Origin of the sequence: Flavobacterium anhuiense (assembly GCF_050990855.1) — a bacterium.
Taxonomy (GTDB): Bacteria; Bacteroidota; Bacteroidia; order Flavobacteriales; family Flavobacteriaceae; genus Flavobacterium; species Flavobacterium anhuiense_C.
This window is the reverse complement of record NZ_CP158861.1, coordinates 1,627,222-1,653,304: the sequence shown is the minus strand read 5'-3', so window position 1 is coordinate 1,653,304 and position 26,083 is coordinate 1,627,222. Positions and strand designations below refer to the sequence as shown.

The 26,083-nt window shown below is 34.7% G+C and carries 17 protein-coding genes; 10 read left to right on the top strand and 7 right to left on the bottom strand.

Going from position 1 to position 26,083, the window contains the following annotated elements:
- Window positions 1-11: 11 nt before the first annotated feature.
- Both ABTV69_RS07435 and ABTV69_RS07430 read left to right on the top strand, forming a co-directional pair.
- Window positions 12-1,556, top strand: a complete 1,545-nt coding sequence (locus ABTV69_RS07435; protein ID WP_248729267.1) for an Rne/Rng family ribonuclease — start codon at window positions 12-14, stop codon at window positions 1,554-1,556.
- 103 nt (window positions 1,557-1,659) lie between these two features.
- On the top strand, window positions 1,660-2,199 hold the full coding sequence (locus ABTV69_RS07430; RefSeq protein ID WP_433835015.1) for a hypothetical protein: 540 nt from the start codon (window positions 1,660-1,662) through the stop codon (window positions 2,197-2,199).
- 1 nt (window position 2,200) lies between these two features.
- Here ABTV69_RS07430 and pbpC read toward each other — a convergent pair whose 3' ends face one another.
- The 3 genes from pbpC to ABTV69_RS07415 form a co-directional block, all read right to left on the bottom strand.
- Complete coding sequence (gene pbpC / locus ABTV69_RS07425) at window positions 2,201-4,576, bottom strand: penicillin-binding protein 1C (protein ID WP_433835013.1); 2,376 nt, start codon at window positions 4,574-4,576, stop codon at window positions 2,201-2,203.
- A 358-nt stretch (window positions 4,577-4,934) separates the two neighbouring features.
- On the bottom strand, window positions 4,935-10,622 hold the full coding sequence (locus tag ABTV69_RS07420) for an alpha-2-macroglobulin family protein (RefSeq protein ID WP_433835011.1): 5,688 nt from the start codon (window positions 10,620-10,622) through the stop codon (window positions 4,935-4,937).
- A gap of 115 nt (window positions 10,623-10,737) precedes the next feature.
- Complete coding sequence (locus ABTV69_RS07415) at window positions 10,738-11,181, bottom strand: nucleoside deaminase (protein ID WP_125722166.1); 444 nt, start codon at window positions 11,179-11,181, stop codon at window positions 10,738-10,740.
- Window positions 11,182-11,241: 60 nt separating this feature from the next.
- On the opposite strand from ABTV69_RS07415, the gene ABTV69_RS07410 reads away from it, so the two are divergent.
- The 5 genes from ABTV69_RS07410 to ABTV69_RS07390 are packed head-to-tail and all read left to right on the top strand — an operon-like array spanning window position 11,242 to window position 16,458.
- Complete coding sequence (locus tag ABTV69_RS07410) at window positions 11,242-12,165, top strand: hypothetical protein (RefSeq protein WP_433835009.1); 924 nt, start codon at window positions 11,242-11,244, stop codon at window positions 12,163-12,165.
- Complete coding sequence (locus ABTV69_RS07405; protein ID WP_433835007.1) at window positions 12,156-12,959, top strand: energy transducer TonB; 804 nt, start codon at window positions 12,156-12,158, stop codon at window positions 12,957-12,959. The genes ABTV69_RS07410 and ABTV69_RS07405 overlap by 10 nt, the downstream gene beginning before the upstream one ends.
- 2 nt (window positions 12,960-12,961) lie before the next feature.
- Window positions 12,962-13,585, top strand: coding sequence for a hypothetical protein (locus ABTV69_RS07400; protein WP_433835005.1), 624 nt, complete (start codon window positions 12,962-12,964; stop codon window positions 13,583-13,585).
- Between the two features lie 52 nt (window positions 13,586-13,637).
- Entirely contained in the window at window positions 13,638-15,425 is a 1,788-nt protein-coding gene (locus ABTV69_RS07395; RefSeq protein ID WP_433835003.1) for a 1-deoxy-D-xylulose-5-phosphate synthase, read from the top strand.
- 31 nt (window positions 15,426-15,456) lie between these two features.
- The gene (locus ABTV69_RS07390) at window positions 15,457-16,458 is read left to right on the top strand and encodes a DUF3078 domain-containing protein (protein WP_433835001.1); all 1,002 of its coding nucleotides are present in this window, start codon (window positions 15,457-15,459) and stop codon (window positions 16,456-16,458) included.
- A 61-nt stretch (window positions 16,459-16,519) separates the two neighbouring features.
- Here the strand turns inward: ABTV69_RS07390 and ABTV69_RS07385 are convergent, their stop codons facing one another.
- The gene (locus ABTV69_RS07385) at window positions 16,520-17,866 is read right to left on the bottom strand and encodes a deoxyguanosinetriphosphate triphosphohydrolase (RefSeq protein WP_433834999.1); all 1,347 of its coding nucleotides are present in this window, start codon (window positions 17,864-17,866) and stop codon (window positions 16,520-16,522) included.
- Window positions 17,867-17,948: 82 nt separating this feature from the next.
- Window positions 17,949-18,410 carry an Lrp/AsnC family transcriptional regulator gene (locus ABTV69_RS07380; protein WP_433834997.1) on the bottom strand — a complete coding sequence of 154 codons (462 nt, stop codon included), beginning with the start codon at window positions 18,408-18,410 and terminating at the stop codon, window positions 17,949-17,951.
- 157 nt (window positions 18,411-18,567) lie between these two features.
- On the opposite strand from ABTV69_RS07380, the gene metE reads away from it, so the two are divergent.
- On the top strand, window positions 18,568-20,889 hold the full coding sequence (metE, locus tag ABTV69_RS07375) for a 5-methyltetrahydropteroyltriglutamate--homocysteine S-methyltransferase (protein WP_433834995.1): 2,322 nt from the start codon (window positions 18,568-18,570) through the stop codon (window positions 20,887-20,889).
- Between the two features lie 201 nt (window positions 20,890-21,090).
- Here metE and ABTV69_RS07370 read toward each other — a convergent pair whose 3' ends face one another.
- Both ABTV69_RS07370 and ABTV69_RS07365 read right to left on the bottom strand, forming a co-directional pair.
- Entirely contained in the window at window positions 21,091-21,672 is a 582-nt protein-coding gene (locus ABTV69_RS07370) for an outer membrane beta-barrel protein (RefSeq protein ID WP_433834993.1), read from the bottom strand.
- Window positions 21,673-21,895: 223 nt separating this feature from the next.
- The gene (locus tag ABTV69_RS07365; RefSeq protein ID WP_433834991.1) at window positions 21,896-22,477 is read right to left on the bottom strand and encodes an outer membrane beta-barrel protein; all 582 of its coding nucleotides are present in this window, start codon (window positions 22,475-22,477) and stop codon (window positions 21,896-21,898) included.
- Between the two features lie 149 nt (window positions 22,478-22,626).
- Here ABTV69_RS07365 and gldA point away from each other — a divergent pair, with 149 nt between their 5' ends.
- Complete coding sequence (gene gldA / locus ABTV69_RS07360) at window positions 22,627-23,523, top strand: gliding motility-associated ABC transporter ATP-binding subunit GldA (protein ID WP_433834989.1); 897 nt, start codon at window positions 22,627-22,629, stop codon at window positions 23,521-23,523.
- 396 nt (window positions 23,524-23,919) lie between these two features.
- Entirely contained in the window at window positions 23,920-26,040 is a 2,121-nt protein-coding gene (locus ABTV69_RS07355; protein ID WP_433834987.1) for a TonB-dependent receptor domain-containing protein, read from the top strand.
- The last annotated feature ends 43 nt before the right edge of the window (window positions 26,041-26,083 follow it).

The window sequence follows — 26,083 nt, the reverse complement described above, 5'->3', positions numbered from 1 at the left end:
AAATTTACAGTGTGAATAAAGAATTAATCATTAGATCTAGTTCTGAAGCCGTAGATTTTGCCTTATTAAAAGATGGAAAACTAATTGAATTACACAAAGAAGAAGAAAAAAGCAACTTTCAGGTTGGCGATATTTTTATTGCCAAAATTAGAAAACCAGTTGCCGGACTTAATGCTGCTTTTGTAAATGTAGGCTTCGAAAAAGATGCCTTTTTACATTATCACGATTTAGGTCCGAATCTAGCTTCTCAGCTGAAATTCATAAAACTTGTAAGCGCAGGTAAATTAAAAGATTTCTCCCTAAAAACCTTTCAGTTTGAAAAAGAGATTGACAAAGATGGCATCATTACTGATATTTTAAGTGCCAATCAATCTGTCTTAGTTCAAGTAGTTAAAGAGCCTATATCAACCAAAGGTCCAAGAATAAGTGCTGAGCTTTCTCTTGCCGGAAGATTTATCGTTCTAGTTCCTTTTTCTGATCGTGTTTCTATTTCTCAAAAAATAGAAGACAAAAAAGAAAAGGATCGTCTAAAAAAACTTGTTCTATCGATCAAACCTAAAGGATTTGGTGTTATTGTTCGTACAGTAGCCGAAGGCAAAAACGTAGCCGAATTAGAAAAAGATTTGCAGAACCTGCTTGGCAGATGGTCTGCAATGTGTAAAAAATTACCAACTGCTCATCATCCATCAAAAGTATTAGGAGAGCTTAATAGAGCTTCTTCAATATTAAGAGATGTTTTCAATGATACCTTTAGTGGTATTCAAATAGATGATGAAGAGTTGTACCATCAAACAAAGGAATATTTGCAAGAAATTGCTCCTTCCAAACAATCAATTGTCAAGTTTTATCAATCAAATGATACTCCGATTTTTGAGAAATACAATATAGAGAGACAAATCAAAACTTCTTTTGGCCGAACTGTTTCCATGAGTAAAGGTGCTTATCTTATCATTGAACACACTGAAGCTTTGCACGTTATAGACGTCAACAGCGGAAACCGTTCTAACAAAGCGACCAACCAAGAAGATACAGCCATGGAAGTAAATATGATTGCCGCTGCTGAAATCGCTAGACAATTACGTCTGCGTGATATGGGCGGAATAATCGTAGTTGATTTTATCGATATGTCTAATCCAGAAAACAGGAAAGTTTTGTTCGACTTCTTGCGAGAAGAAATGAGCGACGATAAAGCAAAACATAAAATATTACCGCCGAGTAAATTTGGTTTGGTCCAAATTACTAGACAGCGAGTAAGACCAGAAGTGAATATCAAAACCAGAGAGGAAGATCCTAATAAACACAATGGCGAAATTGAAGCTCCAATTTTAATCATTGATAAGATCACCGCTGATTTAGAAAGACTTTTAAAAACCCACAACAAGGTTGTGCTTAATACACACCCGTTTGTGGCTGCATACCTCAGCAAAGGTTTTCCATCATTACGTTCAAAATGGTTTTTTGAACATAAGAAATGGGTGAAAATCATACCTCGTGACGCTTACACGTACTTAGAATACCATTTCTATGATAAAAAAGGAAATGTTATTTCAGAATAAAAAAACAAAACCGCCTTTCGAAAGATTGGCGGTTTTTTTGTGCATTATTATTTCATTTGAATGTTTTTTCTTATATTTAAAATTATTTTCTCTTCCATACAAAATGTTTTTCAACTCTTCCATTATACATTTCAAATCAATCAGTTTAATTTTAGCTTTTTTTCTTTTCAATGTTTGCAGAATAGCTGCTCAGAATGAAGGTAATTCAACTTTTACTCCATCAAAAAAAAACTTTAATTTTCAAGAACTACCTTTCGTTTTTGACTTAAACTATTCGATAGCTGATAAAAGTTTGCTGACGGGAGGAATTGAATTGTGTTTAAATTCAGCAAGCTACAACAAATTGTTTTTGGGATTAGGTTACGGAATTACAAACAGTTATAACGGAAATTATTATGGGCTTCCCGATATTCATCTATCTTACAATACTCAATATTTATTGTTCGTTAAAGGAGGCACATCAACAAAGCATGCATATATTGTTTCTGGATTAACATTATTCAATATGATCGATTTAGGATTTGGTTACTCGCACCCATTTTCGGAAAATAAAATTCCCGAAATAAAAGGATTCACAATTAATACAACCTTTAGGTTTACAAATAAGCCTAAAAAGATTTATACCCAAATGAAAATAATGTGATTTATTCTCTCACAATTTCAATTTTTCTTCTGATTTCATTTCCAGAAGCATCTACAACTGTAATATAATGCGTTCCGGCTGTTGGCGTAATTGGCAATTCATGAAATGTTTTGGTTGTGGCTTTATATACATTATCAACATACCAGAACAATTCTTTATCTCTTTCCGAATAAGCTACTTTTAAAATTACGGGCTGTACGTTACTGTTAAAATCCTTTGTTAAATAGATTTTACTGTTTGTTTTTGGATAAATAAAATCCATTGCTGTTGTTTGTGTTCCTTCGCAACCTTCTTTAAAAGGTGGCAACGGCAGATATTCGATATGTTGACTTTTGTAATACCAAGCCATAACTGGAGGCAGTACAAACCAATTTTTAGTCACAATGTTATCGATACTTTCACAACTGCTATTAACCTGAAACTGCTCTGTTTTATCTAAATGAATGGTTTTATGATAAGGACAAACTTTAGTTGATTTTCCTTTTTTAGGAACCCACTGTTTGATTTTCGGACAATTATCTTTTGCCAAATAACCGCTTAAACGGCAAACCTCAACTTCAGCCAAATCATTATACGGAGTATCAAACCATCTTTGTCTTGGCAGTAAATTAAAAACATCAAATAAAATTGGCGCAGCACTGGTAACTCCTGTTAAAGTTGGTCTTCCCTCGCCTGTTGCATTTCCAACCCAAACCCCAACTACGTATCTTGAATTTGTTCCAATTGCCCATGCATCTCTATTTCCGAAACTCGTTCCTGTCTTCCAAGCAATTTTAAGCGAACTGTCATAAAATTTCCAAGCTTCATCTCCTTCAGGCCTGTTGACTTCTTCCATTGCGTTATACGTTAGCCAAATTGATCCTGCGCCCAAAATATTCTTCTGATTGGTTTCTGAGCCAAAATCGGGTTTAAAATCGTTTTTATAATTCAGCTCCGTGAATTCGTTGGTTCTGTATTGGCCTTTATTTTTTGTGTAATAATTGACTGTAGAGGAAAGATTTGCATACGTTCGGCATAAATCCCACAAATTACTTTCTGCGCCTCCTAAAATCAACGATAATCCATAATGATCGGGTGTTTTATTAATGTCCCTTAATTTAAATTTCTGCAGTTCTTCGTAAAATTTATTTACGCTAAAATCCTGAAGCATCAATACAGCAGGAATATTTAATGATCGCGATAAGGCACGATGTGCCGGAACAGCTCCGTCAAAGGTCAAATTGAAATTTTGTGGTGTATAACCTGAAATTTGCGTCGGGATATCAGCAATTAAAGTATTCGGCAGCAATTCGCCATCATCGAGCATAGCGCCATATAAAAGCGGTTTTAAAATACTTCCCGTACTTCTTGGTGCATCAATAATATCAACGTCTTTTTGGTGATCTGCATCGGCTGGAGAATTTCCAACATAACTCATCACATTTCTACTCTGAACATCGATTACTAAAATCGCCAGATTATGAACTTCATTTTGTTTGTATTGATTGTAATAATATCTCGCAATTTGATTTACTCTGTTTTGCAATGCATAATCAATTGTAGTTTTTACTCTTGTGCCTTCTTCGCTTTTTGCCACTCTTTGAAGTAAGTGCGGAGCAATTTGAGGCAAATCATACGGTTTTTGAGGCAATGGTTCTTCTATCGAAAGTTCATACGTCTGCTTGTCTATAATTCCTTCCTGATAGAGTTTTAATAAAAGTCTATTACGTTTGTTTAATAATTTTATTTGATTTTTTCCCGGATAAATTAAACTTGGCGCATTCGGCAAAACAGCCAAAACTGCACTTTCTGCCCATGATAATTGATTCGACTGAACTCCAAAATAACGCCATGAAGCCATTTCTAATCCCACGACGTTCCCTCCAAATGGCGCATGAGCCGCATACATTTCGAGAATTTCATTTTTAGAATAACCTAATTCTAATCTTGTTGCCAAAATAATTTCTATAACTTTTTCGAAATAGGTTCTGTTTTTTCCTTTTCGGGATAAACGAATGACTTGTTGTGTCAGCGTACTTCCTCCTCTGACCACTTTTCCTGCTTTTCTATTTTGTTTAAAAGCATTAATCATTGCACCTGGATTGAATCCCGGATGTTTATAGAAATATTCATCTTCAAAATAAACGATACATTTCTTGAACTTGTCCGGAACGCTGTCTTGTGCCGGGAAACGCCATTGCCCGTCACGAGCAATTTTCGCGCCTAGCAATTCTCCTTCTTTACTTTCTATTACAGTTGAATAGGGTTCTTTGAATAAAGTTCGGGGTATCGAAAAATAGTAAATCAGCAAGAGCAGAAATGCAATTGCTGATTTTATCTTATTCTTTTTAATCCAGTTTATAATGCGCTGAAGGAACACCTTTAATTTATTTTTCAATGCTTGTTTTTTTTAACCGCAATCCCGATAGCTATCGGGACACAAAGTTTTTTTCTCTCGCAGATTCCGCAGATTGTGCAGATTTATTTTTATCTGCTTGATCTGCAAAATCTGCGGGAGAACTTTTTCATAAAGTTTTTGTTGCCACAGATTATACAGATTAGCACAGATTTCTAAAAATCATTTTAAATCAATTAATCTGTGGCTATATTATTTTTCTCTCGCAGATTGCACAGATTTTACAGATTTATTTTATCTGCTTGATCTGCAAAATCTGCGGGAGAACTTTTTCATAAAGTTTTTGTTGCCACAGATTTAAAAAAATCCTTTTAATCTTTATAATCTGTGGCTAACAACTTTATTTCACTACCTCAACCCAGAATCCTTTTGTTCTTGCTAAGAATGTATTATCGTACATCGCTTCGCATTGCAATCCTGGCAGGTAATAATTTCCTAAATACGTCGCGTTTAACAGGATACGGAAAACTTTCGTTTCTCTAGCTTTCATTCCGAAATAGAAATTCGTTCTGTCGTCGCGGATATCAATATAATCTGCGATGTTATTTACTGCATCTCCGTAATCTGTGAAACGGGTATTTACAATTTCGAATCCTGAAGGTAGAATTTGAGATAATGCTACATTTTGAACACTTTCTCCTCTTTGGTTTTTAATGGTAACCTCAGCAACAAATTCGGTTCCCTGATTGATTTTTGAAACATTGATTACACTTCCTTTTCTGTTTTTGAAAACAATAGAAGCCGTAACATCGCTCTGAACCGCATTTTCTTGTCCGATTGGCAGAATTCCTCTATTTAATACACGAACATACACCGTATTCGCTTTGTTGTTTTTCAACGTTATACTATTTATTCCAGAAGCAACAGACAAACTACGATCTGCAACTGATTTGCCTGTATTTATGGTTTCTCCTTTTCCGTTTTTACTAAACTGGATATTGATTCCTTTTGGACCATTGCTCACCGCAAATTTCGACATGGCATACAAGCAGTAAGCCGTTGTCTGCGTACTCATCCATTGATTAGCCGACATTTCTTTGGCCAATTTAGTTGCCGTTACAAATGCTTTTTGTTTTTGGTCTAAAAGAAGCATCGTTTCTAACGCCATTGCTCTATTTCTTTCGCTAGAACCATAGTAATAATAGCTGTAACCATCTGAACTTCCGTCGATACTTGTTTTCAAGAACAAACTTTGTCCTGCTGATTTTTGACCTGCTAAAACATAAGCAGCTGCTAGACGAAGCATACTTTCGTTCGAAATGCCTTTTGTTTCTCTCAATCGGTTCATTGCTGATAAATCGGCATTTCCGGCTAAAGCCAAAGTGTATAAACGATACGCTTGAGCTAAATCATTTCCGTATTTCGGTTCAAAACGCCATTGTTTTGCTTCTTTTTGCTGATACGACAGCCATTTTGATTTGAAGTTGATTGGCAATACATATCCTTTTTTCTCTGCTTCAATCAAGAAATGCCCAGCGTAAGAAGTTCCCCAATCGTCTGCAATCGCATTTCCTTGCCAATAAGGCAAACCTCCGTTTGATAATTGGAAATTACCCAATCTGGCAATTCCAGCAGCAATATTTTTCTGAATCAAATCTTTGCGTTTCACATCGATATCAGCTACATCGCCTAAATACAATTGCGGGAAAACTGATGAAGTGGTCTGCTCCACACATCCATGCGGATATTGAATTAAGAATTGTAACCTTCCATTCAAATTCATTGGTGGCATAGACGAAACTTCGAGTCTTGCTTTATTGCTTCCAGCAATTCCAAATGTTTTCCATGAAATTGTTTTAGTACTATTTGGCGTCAAAACAACATCGGTAAAAGTACTCGTAACTGGATTCGGATTCGTCATGTCAATTTCAACATCGTAAACTGATTTCTCACTTCCAGAAGTTGCGATTACCTGAACTTTTGCAATTCCAGTTGCAGATCCTACAACCAAATTAAAATACGCCATTTTTTCATCTGGTTGTGCGAAATTCAATCTTTGAATCGCGCTTCCCATTACTTTCAATCCGTTGCTGGTTTTTACCTGAATCGAAACATTTTTGATTTTGTTTTCAGTTGCAAAAACAGTAACTGGAAGCGTTACTTTTTCTGAAGGCGAAATTTTTCTCGGTAACGAAGCCAAAACCATTAATGGGCTCTTAACCTGAGTTGCTTTTTCTACACTTCCGTAAGCGCTTGTTTTTGCATCTCCTGCCACAACCATTGTTCGAACAGAACCGATGTATTTAGGCAATTTTAATTGATGAGATTTTGTTTCTCCTTTTTCTAATTTAAATGGTCCATAGTACAATACCACAGGTTTAAAACGGTTTGCTTTTTTAGCTTTTCCTCCGCCTAAATCCTGATCACCACCAATACTGAAAATCTGATTTATTTTTCCGCCGTAAGCACCAATAACATCATCGTAAACGTCCCAAGTTTTTACGCCTAAAGCTTCACGAACATAGAAACTATCCCAGGCATTTGGTGTTTTAAAACGAGTTAAATCTAAAAGCCCTTCATCTACAACTGCGATAGTATACGTCATTTCTTTACCTGATTTCTCGCCCACTTTTACGGTAAACGGCTGCTCTGGTCTTAAAACATCTGGCATATAAAGAGTTGGTGTCAAAATGGTATTTTTATCTACCACTTCGATTGGCACAATTCCGTACATACGAATTGGTGAATCGTTTTTAGTTGAAGCATGCGGCTGTAACAACGTAATATTGAAATATACATTTGGTGCCATTGCCCCCGTAATTGGAACTTCAACTTTGGTTTCTCCTTTTTTTGTTTCTGCCCAAATAGTCTGCACTACTCTTGATCCGTTTTCTACAGAAATCAATGCACGTCCGCCTTCACTTGACGGGAAAGAAATCTGTGCTTTCTCTCCAACTGCATAATTTTTCTTATCGGTAGAAAATACTAACATATTAGCTGTCGAAGCATCTCTGTTACGCGTTTTTCCAGACCAAATTGGCCAGTCGATATTTACAGTTAAAGAAGTTGCGTGACCATCTTCCTGATCGGCAACACGAATTAAATAACGTCCCCATTCTTCATCTGTCAAAGCAAATTGAAAACTTCCTTTTCCGCTTGAATCCGTATTGATAACAAACGTTTTGTATGAAGTCGTTGCATTCGACGAGTTATAATTAGATAAATTATCGCTTGAAGAGTCCCACCACCATCTCCAGTCTACTTTATAAACTCTCACTTCGAGATTTCTAACCGATTTTGGTCTTCCATTTTCATCAACAGTCACCACATCAAAACGATTGTTTGTTCTCGTTTCAAGCATGCTGTATTTGTTCAATTCAGGCGTTTTAAGTCCAACATACGTTTTATACGGAGAATATGTCGTTGACATTACATCTGTACTGAAATCTCCACCTTCTTCATACACTTTTGTAATGAATGAAGCACGAAGCATTCCCGGCGCCTGACCTTGTAATCTTGGCTGAATGTTTACCGAAGCTTTTCCGCTTTCGTTTAATTTTCCTGAGAAAACATTGATTTCTTCTGTACTGAATTGACGTGCTAAATCATCAAAAGTATATTTTTCGTATCCTTTAAAAGTTGTGGTTTGCTGAGAGAATTTAGCCTGCATTTCTACATTCAAATTCTTAGCAATTGCGCCATGAAGCCAAGTCACTTCTAGATTATCTGTATTTGGATATGATGCTGAAAGTGTTTTTCTGCTGAATGTATTTTTGATTTTCAAACGATTTGGTTTGATCGTTTCAATCTTGATGCTCTTATAGAATTTTGCACCTCCAACGCTTACCATCGCTTCCCAATTTCCTGTTGGCGCATCTTGGTTTGTTGCAACTGTAAAAGCATAATGATTCAGATCGTTCGTTTTTTGAACGGTTTGATAAACCGTTTTCCCGTTCGGATCGTTTAGTCTGAATTTAATTGGATGCGATTTCGGTAGTTTATTCGCCGCATCATTCAAAATAAATGACAAATACAAATTATCACCCGGGCGCCAAACACCTCTTTCTCCGTAAATAAAGCCTTTTAAGCCTTTTTGTAAAGTCTCACCAGCAACATCAAAATTACTTACTGATAACGAAAGTCCGTCATCCAGCTTCACATAAGTCGATTGATCTCCTAAAGTTACAATCGCGAAATAAGCAAATTTATCCAATTGGAAAGAGGCAATTCCTTCACTGCTTGTTGCTTCTGTTGCAATTTTTTGCTGTTGGAAATTATATAAATCTACCCTCGCATTCGAAACTGGTTCTGTTGTAACGATGTTATTCACAGCAAATAAGTATGATTTATTTTCTCCTCTTTTAGCAATAACTCCTAAATCTGTCGCTAAAATATTGGTCGCGATTCTAGCATTATAGAAATAAGAACCTGTACAAGGGTCTTGACTTTCTCTCCAATCGTAATCGTCGTAATAATAGTAATCATCGTAAGAGTTTCCGCTGTAGTTTACGTCATTTTCATCTACCTCTTCTTCCTCAGCTTCATCGTCATTCCCTTCTGAAGTTTCACATTTGTATAATGAATATTTCTTTTTGTAAACAAACTCCACTCTATAAATCGCTCCTGGTTCTGGTTTGATGATTTTTGATAAATCTAAAGCATAGGTATTCCATTTTGCCAGATTTACGAGCGTGCTTTCCTTTAAATTCAGAGTCGTTTTGGCAATTGGCTGCGCTACTTTTTTGAGATTTTGTCCACCATTTAATTCATTGTATTGGAGAAACTGCAGAATATTGTTTTTGTATATCTTATACACTTTTACATCTACAGCGCTCAGATTTACGGCCTCAAAATTCAGTTTTAAATTGTTTGAACTTGGCAGAATTGTACCGTTTTTAATAAAACGAATATTAGGTTTGATTTGATCAAAAGAGATTTTCTCGCTGTAATTGTTTTCTAGCTTTTTACCGTATTGGCTTTCGATTCCTTGAAAAACTTCCAACAATAATTCGCCTGTAACAACTTGCTCAGGTTCTTCATCTGGAACATATTCAACAGCTTCTTCTACAACGGCTGCTGCTGAATCTACAGCAACGGAAGCTGAGTCAACCATAACAGCTGCCGAATCTACAGCAACTACAGCTGGTTCTGCAACCGCTACAGCTATTGGCTCTTCTTTTTTAGGCGTATTTTGGTTTGTAAAATATACTTTTAGTAGATTACCTTGAGTTGAAAATTTCAGATTATTAGTGTTCTGAATAGAAACCAATCCAGCAAAATCCTGTCCTTTTTCTAAAGGCTCAGAGAAATTAATTAAAACCTGCTGATTGTTTCCATCCGGAACTTCAACTTTTATAACTTTAAATTCGTTGATGCTTGTAATTGGGAAATCTATTTGACCTTTCTGATCGATGTCAAAATCATTTCCGTCATAGATAATTTCTAAATTTGAAGCTTCTGACTGACGTTGAATGCTATCAATTACAAAATGAAATTCTTTTCCTGAAGACACGTTTTTATCAAACTTGATCTTAAGATCGTTCCCGTTATGTTTGGCTTTAACCAACTTAATAGCGGTTTCCAAATCAATATTATCGGCTGTTTTAAGCGTGCAGTTTAAGTATTGATATTCTTTGCTGTACGATTGAATATCACCAGTATTGATGGTAAAATCCTGTTTAACAGTTTTAACTGTAAAGTTGAATTTAGAAAGGTCTTTTTCTTTCTCTTTGGGAATGGCTGTCAGTTTATCTAAGTTTAAAGTAACCTGATATTCTGTTCCCATTTTGAGTTTTTTCTCTGGAATAAAAGCTAAAGTATTCGTAGAAAGCGCTATGACTTTTCCATTTACACTTGGCGAAATATCAAACAAATCGTCATCTAATTCCTGATTAGGTTTCCAATCGTTTTTATCGAAAGCCAAAACCACACGAATATCAGAATCGGCAGAAACAATTCCGCCTGTGAAACTGGTAATGTAATCTTTAAATAATGAGAAATCGGAATTGAAATCTGCAGCTGATTTTCTTCCGCAGGATTGAAAAATAAAAAATACAAAAAATACGAGAAACAGTCCTTTTGCTTTCACTTTAACTAGAGTTAAATGGTTAATAAACTAGTATAAAAGTAAAATATTTTCTGAATCTTTAAGAGGAAAATTCTCTAAAAATGATTATTTAACTTTTGTTGAAGTTTACAAAAGTCTATTTACGTCTTTCAAGAAAAAAACGTTTCATTAAATCGGCTGCTTCATTTGCCATTACGCCCGAAACAACAGTAGTTTTGGGATGAAGTTTTGTTCCCATATTCAAAAATCCGCGTTGTTCATCTCGTGCGCCAAAAACGATTTTAGAGATCTGGCTCCAATACAAAGCTCCTGCACACATTTGGCATGGCTCAAGAGTTACATAAAGTGTACAGTCTTTTAAATATTTTCCACCAAGAAAGTTTGCTGCTGCCGTGATAGATTGCATTTCGGCATGAGCCGTTACATCATTTAGCAATTCGGTCAAATTGTGGCTTCTTGCAATTACTTTATCAGCAACCACAATAACAGCTCCAACAGGAATTTCGCCTTTTAAGTAGGCTTCTTCTGCTTCCTGCAAAGCTTTCTTCATAAAATATTCGTCTGTAAAAGGATTTTCCATAAATGCAAAAGTAAAACTTTACACATTATTTTTACTACATTTAAATTTTCAAATTTGAATATGGAAAGAAAACATAAAATCACAATACCTGAACCATGCCATGAAAACTGGGATCAAATGACTCCAAATGAAAATGGACGTTTCTGTATGAGCTGTTCTAAAACGGTTATTGATTTTACTTCTATGCTTCCAGAAGAAATTCAGCATTATTTCATTCAAAATCAAAATGAGAAAATTTGCGGAAGATTCAAACAATCGCAACTAGATAACATTACAATTCAAATTCCGAATCGTATTTTATATTCGCAGACAAACTATCATAAAATGTTTCTACTTGCTTTGTTTATTTCAATGGGAACGACTCTTTTTAGTTGTCAAGATAAAGAAGGTAACAAACAAAAAATTGATAAAATTGAAGTTGTAGAGGATAAAAAAGAGGATGAAAATATTAAACAAATTACGCCACCGCCAGTTCCACCATTGAAGCAAAACAATAATGATCACAATGAAAAAATCATTCACAGAACAACGGGCGAAGTAGTTTTAGAGAATCAGACAAAATCTAATCCAACAAATTGTGAAAAAATAGTTTATGACAAATACAAATCTTCATCAAAAATAAATGATCAAAAAATAGTTGCTCAGAATCCAATTACAGAAGGTGATCTTTATATTACTGGAGCAGTCATTGAAACAAAAGCAGATTATCCTAACGGGATTAGCGCATTCAATGATTTTTTTATCCAAGAATTTAAAATGCCTGAAAAAGTTGAAAATATAAAAAATCGCATTATCATTTCATTTGTAGTAGAAAAGGACGGTTCTTTGTCAACATTTCAATTTCCAAAAGATATTGATTCTCAATTAGAATCAGAAATAACACGTATTTTAAATCTTTGCCCAAAATGGATTCCTGGCGAACAAAACGGAAAAAGAACAAGAGAGAAAATTAGCTTCCCAATAGCGTTGGAAAAATGGAAATAAAACATAAAATCTCAATACCTGAACCGTGCCATGAAAACTGGGACAAAATGACGCCAAATGAAAATGGACGTTTCTGTATGAGCTGTTCTAAAACGATTATTGATTTTACTTCTATGCTTCCAGAAGAAATTCAGCATTATTTCATTCAAAATAAAAATGAAAGCGTTTGTGGGAGATTTAAAAACTCGCAACTGGAAACTATTACGATTCAAATTCCTAATCGCGTTGTGTATTCTCAGACAAACTACCATAAAATGTTTCTTCTCGCTTTGTTTATTTCAATGGGAACGACTCTTTTTAGTTGTCAAGATAAAGAAGGTAACAAACAAAAAATTGATCAAATTGAAATTGTGGATACAGAGAAAAATCAAGATGAAAATGAAGCTGTTCCTGCCTGTTATGGACATCAATTTGAACCTAAAAAAGCAAAATATTCAGAAAAACTTCCTAAAGGATTTACAACTGGAAAACTTGTAATGACTGAAAAACCTCTGAAATACGATATCGTTTATAGTTCAAATGATTTAGATATAGTACCCTTTCCAAAAGATGGAATGAAAAAATTCTATTCTTATTTTGCTAAAAATTATAGCGCTTCAAGAAAAGGAGAAATGTCGGTCTTATTTGTAGTAGAAAAAGATGGTACATTGAGTAATTTCAAAGTGACTAAAAACTCATCTTCAGAGAGTGAAACCGAAGTAATTAAAGTTTTAAAATCTGCGCCAGAATGGATTCCTGGAAAAGTAAACAATCGAATTGTTCGATCAACTTTCATTTTGCCAATAACCTTTTAAAAATGGAAAGAAAACATAAAATGACTGCTCCAAAAAATTGCAAAGTGCTTTTGCGAATGCTGTATGCAGTTATGGCAGTAACTTTTTTCAGCTGCCAAAACAAAGATAGCAAACAACAGGAAGTTAAAAATACTGAAGTTGCCACAAAAGCTGTTGCTTTAGATACTACTGCAGTAAGCAAGGAAAAAACAGAACAAACTTCACGAGATTTACCAAAAGCTACAAAGACCGAATTAAAACAAACAACGTCGATAACATCTAAAAAAGTTACTGAAAACAAAACTTCAAAAGATGATAAAACCAAAAAAGACGATGTTCCATTAGCTGTAAAACCTCCTTCAAATACAAATGCTGAATTTCCAGGCGGAATAGAACAATTTCATAATTTTTTCATGAAAGAATACAAGAAACCTGAAAACGTAAATTATTGGAAATTGAATTTCACCCTTGCTTTTGCAGTAGAAAAAAACGGAAGTGTTTCATTTCTTGAATGCTCTCCAGCGGTTGAAGAACCTCTGGAAAAAGAAATTATCAGGGTTTTGAGCTTATGTCCGAAATGGTTGCCCGGCGAATCGAATGGCAAAAAAGTGAGAATGCAATATTCTGTGCCTATTTTATTGAAATAAGACTCGACAGGAAAATTAAATTTAAAACCGTAAATTTGCTTTTTACCATACAATGAAAAGCGATTTACTTTCCAACATATACAATCCTGCTGATTTACGTCTTTTAAAAGAAGAACAGCTTAGCCAAGTTGCCCAAGAACTTCGTCAGTTTATTATTGACATCGTTTCTGTAAAAGAAGGGCATTTGGGAGCAAGTTTAGGCGTTGTAGAACTTACAATTGCGTTGCATTATGTTTTTAATACTCCTGATGATTTATTGGTTTGGGATGTTGGACATCAAGCTTATGGACATAAAATCCTGACTGAAAGAAGAGAAGTTTTTCATACCAATAGACAAATTGACGGGATTTCTGGTTTCCCAAAAAGAAGCGAAAGCATTTACGATACTTTTGGTGTCGGACATTCTTCGACTTCTATTTCTGCAGCCTTAGGAATGGCGATTGCTTCTAAACTAAAAGGTGATTTTGATAAAGAACACATTGCGGTTATCGGCGATGCTTCAATCGCAAGCGGAATGGCATTTGAAGGTTTAAATCACGCTGGAGTTACCGATGCTAATATTTTAGTTATCTTAAATGACAATGCCATCGGAATTGATCCAAGTGTTGGCGCTTTAAAAAAGTATCTTACTTCGGTTAAGAACGGAAAAAATCCTCGCCAGAATAACATCATTAAATCTTTGAATTTCGATTATTCAGGTCCAATTGACGGTCATGATCTTCCGAAATTAATTAAAGAATTAAATCGTCTTAAAAAGATTAAAGGCCCAAAATTCCTTCATATTGTTACTACGAAAGGAAAAGGTTTGCTTCAGGCCGAAGAAAATCAGGTAAAATATCATGCTCCCGGAAAATTTGATGCTTCGACGGGAGAAATACATTTAAAATCGGAAGAAAATCTTCCTCCAAAATATCAGGATGTTTTTGGCTTGACCATTTTAGATTTAGCCAAAAAGAATGAAAAAATAATCGGAATAACGCCTGCAATGCCATCTGGAAGTTCATTAAAATTTATGATGGACGAATTGCCAGATCGTGCCTTTGATGTTGGAATTGCCGAGCAGCACGCCGTAACATTGGCGGCAGGAATGGCAACTCAAGGCATGATCGTGTATTGCAATATTTATTCGACTTTTTTACAGCGTGCCTACGATCAGGTTATTCATGACGTCGCTTTACAAAACTTGCCAGTCATTTTTTGCCTAGACCGAGCAGGCTTGGTAGGCGAAGATGGTGCAACACATCATGGCGTTTTTGACATTGCCTATCTGCGTTCCATTCCGAATATGATTATCTATGCTCCGTTAAACGAAATTGAACTTCAAAATATATTGTACACGGTTCAATTAGGGATCGATCACCCAATCGCAATTCGATACCCGAGAGGTCGTGGAGTCCTGCCAAATTGGGAAGTAGAAAATTTCGGACATTATGAAAAAATTAATTTAGGCGAGGCAAAATGTTTAAAAGATGGTACGAAAGTTGCTGTACTGTCGGCCGGAACAATTGGAAATAATGTTATAGAAGCGCTCAAAGAAACAACCAATTCTAATGAGATCGCCCACTATAACTTTAGCTTTATTAAACCATTAGACATCAACACATTAAATACTATTTTTTCAACTTTTGATCGTATCATTACAATAGAGGATGGAGTTCAAAAAGGCGGTTTTGGAAGTGCTATTTTAGAGTTTGCAGCATCAAATAATTTTAAAAATTCAATTGAAATCTTAGGTGTTCCAGATGAATTTATAGAACACGGAACAGTAAATCAACTGCAACAATTGTGTAAAATTGACGTTAAAAGTTTAATAAATCTTTTTTCTAACGGTTCAAAATAATTATTTTGCCACACCAAAAAAAAATTACCTAATGAAATTATTGCGTTCTACCCTTTTGCTATTATTGCTTTTGTGTACTTCTAATAACTTTGCCCAGATTATACAAACCACATTAAGTCCAAATCAGGCACCTAAACCGCCATCCAATTGGAGCAAAAAAAATCAGCTTGGTTTTGATATTTCTGAAATTGCTTTTGTCAACTGGAGTGCCGGGGGAACAAGTTCAATTTCAGGTTTATTTAAAGGCGAATTTGGAAGGACTTACGTAAAGAAAAACCATAAATGGGTAAACGAACTTATTGTAAAGTATGGTCTAAATAAACAAGACGGAATCGAATTAAGAAAAACAGACGACGCTTTTCAGTTTAACTCTACTTACGGTTTTAGAAAAGATACCGCTTCAAACTGGTACTACTCTTCTAAATTAAACTTCAATACGCAGTTTACAGACGGTTATAATTATCCAAACAGAGATGTCGCAATCTCTAAGCCTTTTGCACCAGCATATATCTTTCTGGGAGCTGGAGCTGAAAATGCGAACAAACAAAAAAATAGAGTTTTTTACTTCTCGCCTATTACGTTAAAAACCACTTTAGTACTGGATCAATATCTTGCAGATCAAGGTTCTTTCGGGGTTAAAAAAGCCATTTATGCACCAGACCCTTTAGATCCTACACAACAGATCTTAATTAAAGAAGGTCAAAAGGTAAAAGCCGAATTTGGTATCCTTTTTACCGCTTATATGAAAAACGAAATCTATAAAAACGTTTTTTACGAAAACAGATTGAGTTTATATACCGATTATTTAAACAAGTTCGGAAATGTCGATATCGATTATGACACACGTTTAGATCTTGTCGTAAACGCTTATGTAAAAGCCAATATTGGCGTTCATTTAGTTTACGATGACGACATTAAAACCAAAAAAGATGTTGTGGATCCAACAACAGGAACGACGACACAAGTAAATGACGGTCCAAGAATGCAGCTACGACAAGTTCTTGGAGTTGGTCTGGTTTATGCTTTCAAATAAAGAGATACGCAATTATAAAAAAAAGCTTCTTTTAGAACATTTCTGAAAGAAGCTTTTTTATTTATCGTTTTTTCTGTCCTTGAATCGTTTCGTACAATTCAAGCGCATTTCCATCTGTTAATAATGAAACATAATGGCAAATATGCAATAGACGCTCGTACAAATTAGTCTTATCCAAATGATGTTTTTCTGGCAACATTTTCAAAATCAATTTATCATAATTTGACGCAGTGCCTTCATATTTATTATTGAAAGCTGTAATGAATTTATCCAACAGCGTTTGAATAATCTGATAACCAACAATTTCTTTTTCAATTACCTCTCGGCTTTGGTAGATTTTCTCCACACTTAGTTTGATAATATCATCCATCTGAGCTTTGTATTTGCTTTTGTCTGTCAAAGCATACGGAAAGTTTCCTGCCAGAATAGCTTCTTCATTTTCAACAAAAACATTTACAGCATCATTAATTAAAGTTCCAATTGCCAAAGCCCTCAAATAACTGATACGATCTTCTTTTGTAGTTAGCGACTTATATTTAGAAACTCCGATATTATCTTTTACTAGATTGATCAAATATTCTAAAGCAAAATCCTCAGAAACCAAACCTAAATTGATTCCGTCTTCAAAGTCAATAATCGTGTAGCAAATATCATCAGCAGCTTCAACTAGATAGGCTAAAGGATGTCTTTCAAAGCCAATATCCTCTCCAGATTTATTGGCAATCATTCCCATATCTTTGGCTACTTCTTCAAAGAATAATTTATCAGACTGAAAGAAACCATATTTCTTATCGGCGATATTATTGGTTGGCTTTTTCGGAAGGCTTTCTTTTGGATATTTCATAAACGCTCCCAAAGTAGCATACGAAATACGCAGTCCGCCTTCAATTCCTGGACGGCTTGCCGTTAGAACCGAAAATCCGTTAGCGTTTCCTTCAAAATCAATTAAATCTTGCCATTGTTTGTCTGTCAGCTGGTTTCTATATTGCTGCCCATTTCCGATAGAGAAATATTCACCAATTGCTTTTTCACCAGAATGTCCAAAAGGCGGATTCCCGATGTCGTGCGCCAATGAAGCCGCCGCTACAATAGCCCCAAAATCGTTCATGTGATAACCGTGAACTTCTTTTAGGTAAGGATATTTTTCCAAAATCTTCTTCCCTACCAAACGTCCAAGCGAACGCCCAACAACAGAAACTTCCAAACTGTGCGTTAAACGCGTATGAACGAAATCGGTTTTAGAAAGCGGGATGACTTGTGTTTTATCTTGTAAACTTCTAAAAGCGGCAGAAAATATAATTCGGTCGTAATCGACTTCAAATCCCAAACGCGTATCATCTTGTTCTACACGTAATCTTTTGCTTGTATCTCCCTGACGTTTTAATGATAGAAGTTGTTCCCAGTTCATTTTTCAATTTTAGATATTAGATGATGATTTTATATTCATCGAGACTTCAAAAATACGTTTTATTTTAAGATTATCTTCTCCTTTAAAATTCCAATGCAGTACTATGTTTAATTTCTCCCATTACAAAAATACTGTTCGTATTTCCTATGTTTTCTATCGTTGACAATTTGTTCATTACAAAATCCTGATAACTAGCCATATCTTGGACCAAAATCTTGAGCATAAAATCGTAATCACCGGCAATATTATAACATTCTATAATTTCTGAAAGCGCCACAATATCTTTTACAAAATTGCTTCCAACATTTTTAGCATGTTCTTTTAAACGCACATTGCAAAAAACCGTCATGCCGCGATTCATTTTCTTTTTGTCTAGAAGCGCGACATATTTAGTAATATATCCATCTCTTTCTAATCTTTTAATTCGTTCATAAACTGGCGTCACAGTTAGAAATAATTTACTCGCAAGATCTTTTGTATTGATATTGCAGTCTTCTTGAAGGTATTTCAAGATCAACAAATCGGTTTTATCTAAGTTTTCCATAGTTTTTTTTACGGCTAAAAGTTCATTTAAAAGATTTTAACCGTAATAAAATCTTTTAAAAACACATTTAATAATACATTTTACTAAAATAAACTTCAAATATAAGTTATAAAAACCAAGAATGTAAATTTGCTCAGTAAAAAATACTGAATCAAAAATGAAAACAAACAACTTAGGTTACCCAAGAATTGGCAGCAACAGAGAACTCAAAAAAGCATCTGAATTGTACTGGGCAGGGAAAATTTCTGCTGAAGAACTTATAGGTGCTGGAAAAGAAATTCGTCTAAAAAACTGGAAATTACAAGCCGAAGCAGGAGTTGATTTAATTCCTTCAAATGACTTTTCTTTTTACGATCAAGTTTTAGATTGGACTTTGACTCTTGGAGCAATTCCAGCTCGCTATCATGAACTGGCAAAAAGCAATTCGTCTTTAGATTTGTATTTTGCTATGGCAAGAGGATCTCAAAAAGACGGACAAGATGTTGTGGCTATGGAAATGACAAAATGGTTCGATACCAATTACCATTACATTGTTCCTGAATTCACAAAGAACCAAAAGTTTGAGTTGTTTTCAGAAAAAATAATCAATGAATTTAAAGAAGCAAACGCTCTTGGAATTAAAACAAAACCGGTTTTAATTGGACCTGTTTCGTACTTATTACTAGGAAAAGAAAAAGAAGAAGGTTTTAATAGAATTGATCTTATCGATGCTTTACTTCCTGTTTATTTCGAAATTCTAGAAAAACTGCAAGCTGAAAATGCCGAATATATTCAGCTAGACGAACCTTTCTTGGCTTTAAATTTAACGGATAAAGATAGAAACGCTTTCACGAAAGTGTACAACGAAATCAACCAACGTTTTCCGAAACTTAAAATCATTTTAGCGAATTATTTTGATTGTTTTGGAGAGAACTTAGAGACTGCTTTGGCTTTGCCAGTTGACACTTTCCATTTAGATTTAGTTCGTTGTCCGCTTCAATTGGATGATATTTTAGAATCTGGAAAATTGGCATCAAACGCAAATCTTTCTTTGGGAGTAGTTGACGGAAGAAATATTTGGAAAAACGACTTCCAAAAATCATTAGAATTAATCAAAAAAGCGACTGATGCTTTAGGCGAAAGCCGAATTTTAACTGCACCTTCTTGCTCTTTAATTCACAGTCCGTGCGATTTAGATTTGGAGACAAACGACGAAACGCTTACGCCAGAAATCAAGCAATGGCTGGCTTTTGCTAAACAGAAAATCAACGAAATTGTACTTTTAAAACAATTTGCTTCTAATGAAGTAAACACTGAAAATTCAGCAGAGTACAAAGAAAATGTTCTGGCAAATGAGAACCGTAAAACTTCAAAATTAATTCATAATAACGAAGTAAAAGCTCGCGTTGCAGGAATTACAGCTTCAGATGATCAGCGAAAAAGTGCTTTTGCCACAAGAAGAAAAAGCCAAATCGAAGCTTTAAAATTGCCATTATTCCCAACAACCACAATTGGATCTTTTCCTCAAACAGCCGAAGTGAGAAGCTGGAGAGCTAAATTCAAAAAAGGCGAATTAACCGCTCAACAATACAATGATTTAATCGAAAAAGAAACCGAAGCTACAATTCGTTTTCAAGAAGAAACTGGAATCGACGTTTTAGTTCATGGTGAGTTTGAACGTAACGACATGGTAGAATATTTCGGAGAACAATTGGACGGATTTACTTTTACCAAAAACGGTTGGGTTCAGAGTTACGGAAGCCGTTGCGTAAAACCTCCAGTTATTTATGGAGACGTTTCTCGTCCAAATCCAATGACAGTAAAATGGTCGCAATACGCACAATCTTTAACTCCAAAATGGGTAAAAGGAATGTTGACAGGTCCTGTAACGATTCTACAATGGTCGTTTGTACGTAACGATCAGCCTCGTTCTGAAACTTGTACGCAAATTGCTTTGGCAATTCGTGACGAAGTTGTCGATTTAGAAAAAGCTGGGATCAAAATCATTCAGATCGATGAACCTGCCATTCGCGAAGGTCTTCCGTTACGAAAAGAAGAATGGGCAAACTATTTAGATTGGGCGGTTCGCGCTTTCAGAATTTCAGCAAGTGGTGTAAATGACGATACGCAAATTCACACACACATGTGCTACAGCGAATTCAACGATATTATCCAAAATATCGCCGACATGGATGCCGATGTTATTACAATCGAATGTTCGCGTTCTCAAATGGAACTTTTAGATGCTTTTGCCAACTTTAAATATCCAAACGAAATTGGCCCTGGAGTTTACGATATCCACTCGCCTCGCGTTCCTTCCAGTGCCGAAATGATTCGTTTGTTAGAAAAAGCTTCCAACGTAATTCCAATAGATCAGCTGTGGGTAAATCCAGACTGCGGATTAAAAACCCGCCATTGGGAGGAAACCAAAAAAGCCTTAATCGAAATGGTTGCCGCAGCCCAAGACATGCGTGCGGCCGTAGAAAATCCTGTGACTTAATACCTTAGATAATTTTTGTTTTTTATGCCAATAAATGAGGCTGAATATTAGTTATGATTCGGTTCGGCTTCATTCTATTGGTATTATTTTTAGAAGCAGAAGATTTTCGTTTTCAAAACGAGTTTTAGTTTTCAAAAGAACTTTAAGCAAGAAAAAAGCGCTCCAACTGGAGCGCTTTCCTCTTTTATTAAAAATATAAAACTAGAAGTTTTTAGAAATTCCTACACTTACTGTTTTACCAAAATTGAGGTAAAAAGAACGTTCATCAATATCCACATTATCATAACTGTAAGACGTATAGCCTAATCCTCCAATACTGAAATTTAATCCAAAACCTTTTTTCATATTAATAAAAAGAGCTGGAGTTAAATCTGTATAAAAACCATTTGCTTTACTTTCTGAAGTAAGATTGCCTTGATCGTAAACTTTACCTTTAAGATTCTGAAATCCTGCACCTAAATCTGCAAAAACAGAAAAGGTTTCATTTAATGGCATAGTATACCGCACAAAAGCCCCTACTTTGTAAGCATTATTTTTAACTTCATTCATCAGAGCATCTTGTTTTGACGAACCAATGGTAAATTCAGCTCCTGCTGTCCAATTATCGTGAAACTGATACCCCACTTTAGGCGAAAAATCAAAAGTATTCATTTTTATTTTTCCTGTTGGAGTTTCAACTGTTCGAGTAGTATAATCAATATTCCCACCAACTAAAACTGTTCCCTTTTGAGCATTTGCAAAGCCAAAAACTGACAATGCAAGAATAAGTAGCATTTTTTTCATAATAGTGTTTAATTTAAATTTTGTAAGTATTAACCAACAACGATGCCACCAAACCATCAATAATAATCCAGAAATCAAATATTTACAGTTACTTAATCAACTCAAAACATCTTAATAACAAATGCGTATTTTATTACAAAAAAAAACAAACATTAAATTTACATTAGTCCAAAAAAAAGCGCTCCAATGGAGCGCTTTCTGAAATTGAATATATAAACTTAGATTAGAAGTTTTTAGAGATTCCGATATTGAATGTTTTACCGAAGTTAAAATAGAAATTGCTGTAATCTTCTCCGTTATCATCAAAGCTTAATGTTTCGTATCCTAAACCACCAATACTGAAGTTAAGACCAAAACCTTTTTTCATGTTAATGAAAAGCGCTGGAGTTACATCTACATAAGCACCGTCTCCTTTATATCTTACATAATTGTTTGCATTAGTATAGATTTTGTTTTTTTCAGTTTGGAAACCAACTCCCATATCTGCAAAAACAGAAAAAGTTTGTCCTAATGATTTTGTATAACGTACAAAACCACCAGTTCTAAATTTGTTATCTTTACGTTTTACATCTGCATTATCAACATCAGATGTGCTTAAAGAAAGTTCACCTCCAACTGTCCAGTTTTCGTGAAATTGGTAACCTACTTTAGGAGAAAAAGTAAAAGTACTTGCTTTGTCTTCACTAAATCTGAATTCTGATTTTTCAGAAGTGTATCCGATGTTACCTCCTACTAAGATTGTTCCTTTTTGTGCCTTTGCAAAACTGCAGATAGCTAAAGCAGCCATCACTAAAATTTTTTTCATGATTTGGGTATTATTTTAATTTTAGCATTCCCTTAACAACAACAATGCCGTGAATTGGCACCTTTATGTTTTTTTTAAGAAATACTTTAAAAGGCAAAATGTAGCAATCGAAACTATTTCTCGTTACTTTTGTAGCAAATAAAAAGTCAATGTCGATAGAAGTAAACAACATATCAAAAAGTTACGGAACACAAAAAGCATTAAATTCAATTTCATTTTCAATTGAAAAAGGAGAAATTGTTGGATTTTTAGGTCCAAATGGAGCTGGGAAATCTACTTTAATGAAAATTTTGACCACATATTTATTGGCAGATGAAGGCTCAGCCCTTGTAAACAGTCACGATGTCATGTCAGAAGCCAAAGCAGTGCAGCGCTCGATCGGATATTTACCGGAACATAACCCGCTGTATTTGGATTTGTATGTTCGTGAATATTTGGCATTTAATGCTGATGTTTACAACGTGCCAAAATCGAGAATCGAAGAGGTAATTCAACTGACAGGACTGACACCAGAAAGCCATAAGAAGATTGGACAACTTTCTAAAGGATATCGCCAACGCGTTGGATTGGCAAATGCTTTGCTTCACGATCCAGAAGTTTTAATTTTAGACGAACCAACTACAGGTCTGGATCCGAATCAGTTAATGGAAATTCGTAATGTGATTAAAAATGCAGGAAAAAATAAAACTGTTTTTTTATCGACACACATCATGCAAGAAGTCGAAGCAATTTGCGATCGTGTCATAATTATTGACAAAGGACAGATCGTTGCAGACAATAAATTAGACCATTTGGTTACAACAGATAAGGAGCAAGTTATTGAAGTTGAGTTCGATTACAAAATAGAAGAACAGCTTTTGGCTAAACTAGAAAATATTTCTTCGTACGTAAATACGCATGACATGACATGGGAACTAACTTTTGTTACAGAAAAGGATATGCGACCAGCTATTTTTGACTTTGCCAACGAAAATGGATTAAAGACTTTACAATTGAATCAAAAGAATAAAAATCTAGAGGCTGTTTTTAGAGAAATTACTAAATAAGTTCTAAGTCTCTCCCGATAGCTATCGGGACGGTTTTCAGGTAGAAAAGCGGTTTGTTTTAAATAAAACAAACCGCTTTTTCATTTTTATTTTTTATTCTCTTCCCTAAAAATCAACAAATTAAAGCTTTCTCTAAAAAAATAATTATTATTTTTATTTAGACTTGTTATAAATAGTGTTATATTTGGCAAATCAAATTTTAAATGCCACGGTATGTTACGTATCCTCCTTATGCTTAAAAAACTTATTTCTGTTGTTTCAAATCAAGCGAAAAATCTTCAAAAAAGGTTTTCAGACCAATTAGAACAAATTGTACTGCAATAAATTCTGATTTAAAAAAAACTACAAAAGATTATGTTCTAAATCTCGGTTTAGATTCTGCCAAATTGAAACAACATGAAAAAATTTATAACCTCCCTTATGATTGCTTTTTCGGCATTTGAGGGATATTCTCAAACAGAAAAAGAAACAGATAGTATTGTTGAAACCACTATTAATGCTTTAGATGAAATTGTGATTAGTAAAAAGAAAGTACTTTACACTCAAAAATCAGATCGCCTTGTTTTTAATGTAGAAAACAGCATCGTTTCTGAAGGCGGGACCGCGCTTGACGCCTTATCACGTGCGCCAGGCGTTGTTGTGTCTCAAGATGGCGATTTGTCAATTCGCGGACAGCAAGGTGTTGCCGTAATGATCAATGGTAAATTGACACAGCTTTCTCAAAAGGAATTAGCTAATTATTTAAAGGCAACAACTTCTTCTAACATCAAACAAATTGAAGTAATTACCAATCCTTCTTCTAAATATGATGCGGCCGGAAAGGCTGGTATTATTAACATCATTCTTAAAAAACCAAATGCTGAAGGTTTAAAAGGTACTGCTTTTGCGAGTTACGGAAGAGGACGAAAAAATAGAACTAATTCTGGTTTTAATTTAAGTTATAATAAAGACAAATGGGGCGTTTTCGGAAATTACAGTTATACTTTCCGTGGTGAAGAAGAACGCAAAACGTTCAACCAGACGCAATATACTGACCTTTCACATCAGCAAATTGCTTCTACAAATCACCAAACTTCGATTACAGACGAGCCTTTGACTTCTAATAATTTCAAAGTTGGAACACAATATGAAGTTTCGGCCAAAACCAATCTAGAGGTTTATGTTGATGCCAAAATCGGACGCTATGAAAATAGGGCTGATGGTACGAATACGGTTTTTAATACTTCCAATCAGCCTATTTTTGATGCTTTGACTTATAATGACAGCAAAGAAAAATGGTTTGATTATACTTATGCGTTTTCTGGAACGCATAAATTTAATGACGAAGGAAAAAATATGGCTTTTGATTTTGAATATGAAACGTCGAAGTTTAGATCAAATCAATTTCAAAGTGCCGATAATACTGCAAATGCCACTGTTGTAAACGACCGTCGCGGTTATATTCCGTCGCAATTAAAAGTCTTTACCGGAAAAGTCGATTTTGTAAATCCGTTTAAGGAAAAACAATCTATTGAATGGGGTTTTAAAGCTAGCATTAAAAATAATGATAATCCGTCAGTTTACGAATATTACGAAAATAACGAATGGAAGATCGATTTTAATTCGACCAATCATTTTGAATATAACGAACAGATATATGCCGCTTATGCGAATTACAAATATCAGTTAGAAAAATTAAATATTCAGGCTGGCTTAAGAAGCGAATACACGGCAATCAATATCGATCAGAAAACTTTAAATGAAGAACATAAGGATGACTATTTGAAATGGTTTCCGAGTCTTTCTTTAAAGTATGAATTCACAAATAACCATTCTGCTCATGCTTCATATAGTAAAAGAATCAATAGACCAAGTCAGTTTGATTTGAATCCGTTTCGTTTCTATGATGATTCATTCAATTATTCGCAAGGAAATCCAAACTTGATTCCAGAGATTACGCATGCTATGGAAATTGGTTATGCTTGGAAAAGTAATTTTATGGCCTCTGTTTATTTTAACAGCACTAAAGATGTTTTCACAGAAGTGTACAATTATGATCCAGACACCAATACAACGGTTACAACAGAAATTAACGTTGATAAATCATACAATTACGGAGTTAATATTACCAACACTTCAGAGCTAAATAAATGGTGGTCGGTAAACACTTTATTCAATGTCTTTGAAAATAAATTTATGGGCAATATTTTAAACAGCAATACAATTGATCCTATTATGACTATAAATCTAAGCGTTCAAAATTCTTTTACTATAACCGAAACTTTGAAAGCGGAAGGAAACGCTCAATATCAGTCAAAATCTAATCTTGGAATTTATCAAAGAGATGGTTTCTTTGATTTCAGTATCGGAATTTCAAAACAAGTTTTAGCTAAAAAAGGAAGCATCAAACTCAACTTTACTGATGTTTTCAATACCAACAATTTCTATATTAAATCCGCAGTTGCGCAAACTACTATTGATAAAAGATATGATCTAGACAATCGTATCGCGACAATTGCATTTACATACCGCATATAAAATTCGTTCTTTAAATACCTTGTTTTTTGTTTTTTTTTGTGTT

Coding starts and splice junctions, on each gene's coding strand:
- ABTV69_RS07430 (WP_433835015.1), top strand. CDS start 1,660: ATGTTTTTCAACTCTTCCATTATACATTTCAAATCAATCAGTTTAATT.
- ABTV69_RS07415 (WP_125722166.1), bottom strand. CDS start 11,181: ATGGAAAATCCTTTTACAGACGAATATTTTATGAAGAAAGCTTTGCAG.
- ABTV69_RS07410 (WP_433835009.1), top strand. CDS start 11,242: ATGGAAAGAAAACATAAAATCACAATACCTGAACCATGCCATGAAAAC.
- ABTV69_RS07405 (WP_433835007.1), top strand. CDS start 12,156: ATGGAAATAAAACATAAAATCTCAATACCTGAACCGTGCCATGAAAAC.
- ABTV69_RS07400 (WP_433835005.1), top strand. CDS start 12,962: ATGGAAAGAAAACATAAAATGACTGCTCCAAAAAATTGCAAAGTGCTT.
- ABTV69_RS07395 (WP_433835003.1), top strand. CDS start 13,638: ATGAAAAGCGATTTACTTTCCAACATATACAATCCTGCTGATTTACGT.
- ABTV69_RS07390 (WP_433835001.1), top strand. CDS start 15,457: ATGAAATTATTGCGTTCTACCCTTTTGCTATTATTGCTTTTGTGTACT.
- ABTV69_RS07385 (WP_433834999.1), bottom strand. CDS start 17,866: ATGAACTGGGAACAACTTCTATCATTAAAACGTCAGGGAGATACAAGC.
- ABTV69_RS07380 (WP_433834997.1), bottom strand. CDS start 18,410: ATGGAAAACTTAGATAAAACCGATTTGTTGATCTTGAAATACCTTCAA.
- metE (WP_433834995.1), top strand. CDS start 18,568: ATGAAAACAAACAACTTAGGTTACCCAAGAATTGGCAGCAACAGAGAA.
- ABTV69_RS07370 (WP_433834993.1), bottom strand. CDS start 21,672: ATGAAAAAAATGCTACTTATTCTTGCATTGTCAGTTTTTGGCTTTGCA.
- ABTV69_RS07365 (WP_433834991.1), bottom strand. CDS start 22,477: ATGAAAAAAATTTTAGTGATGGCTGCTTTAGCTATCTGCAGTTTTGCA.
- gldA (WP_433834989.1), top strand. CDS start 22,627: ATGTCGATAGAAGTAAACAACATATCAAAAAGTTACGGAACACAAAAA.
- ABTV69_RS07355 (WP_433834987.1), top strand. CDS start 23,920: ATGAAAAAATTTATAACCTCCCTTATGATTGCTTTTTCGGCATTTGAG.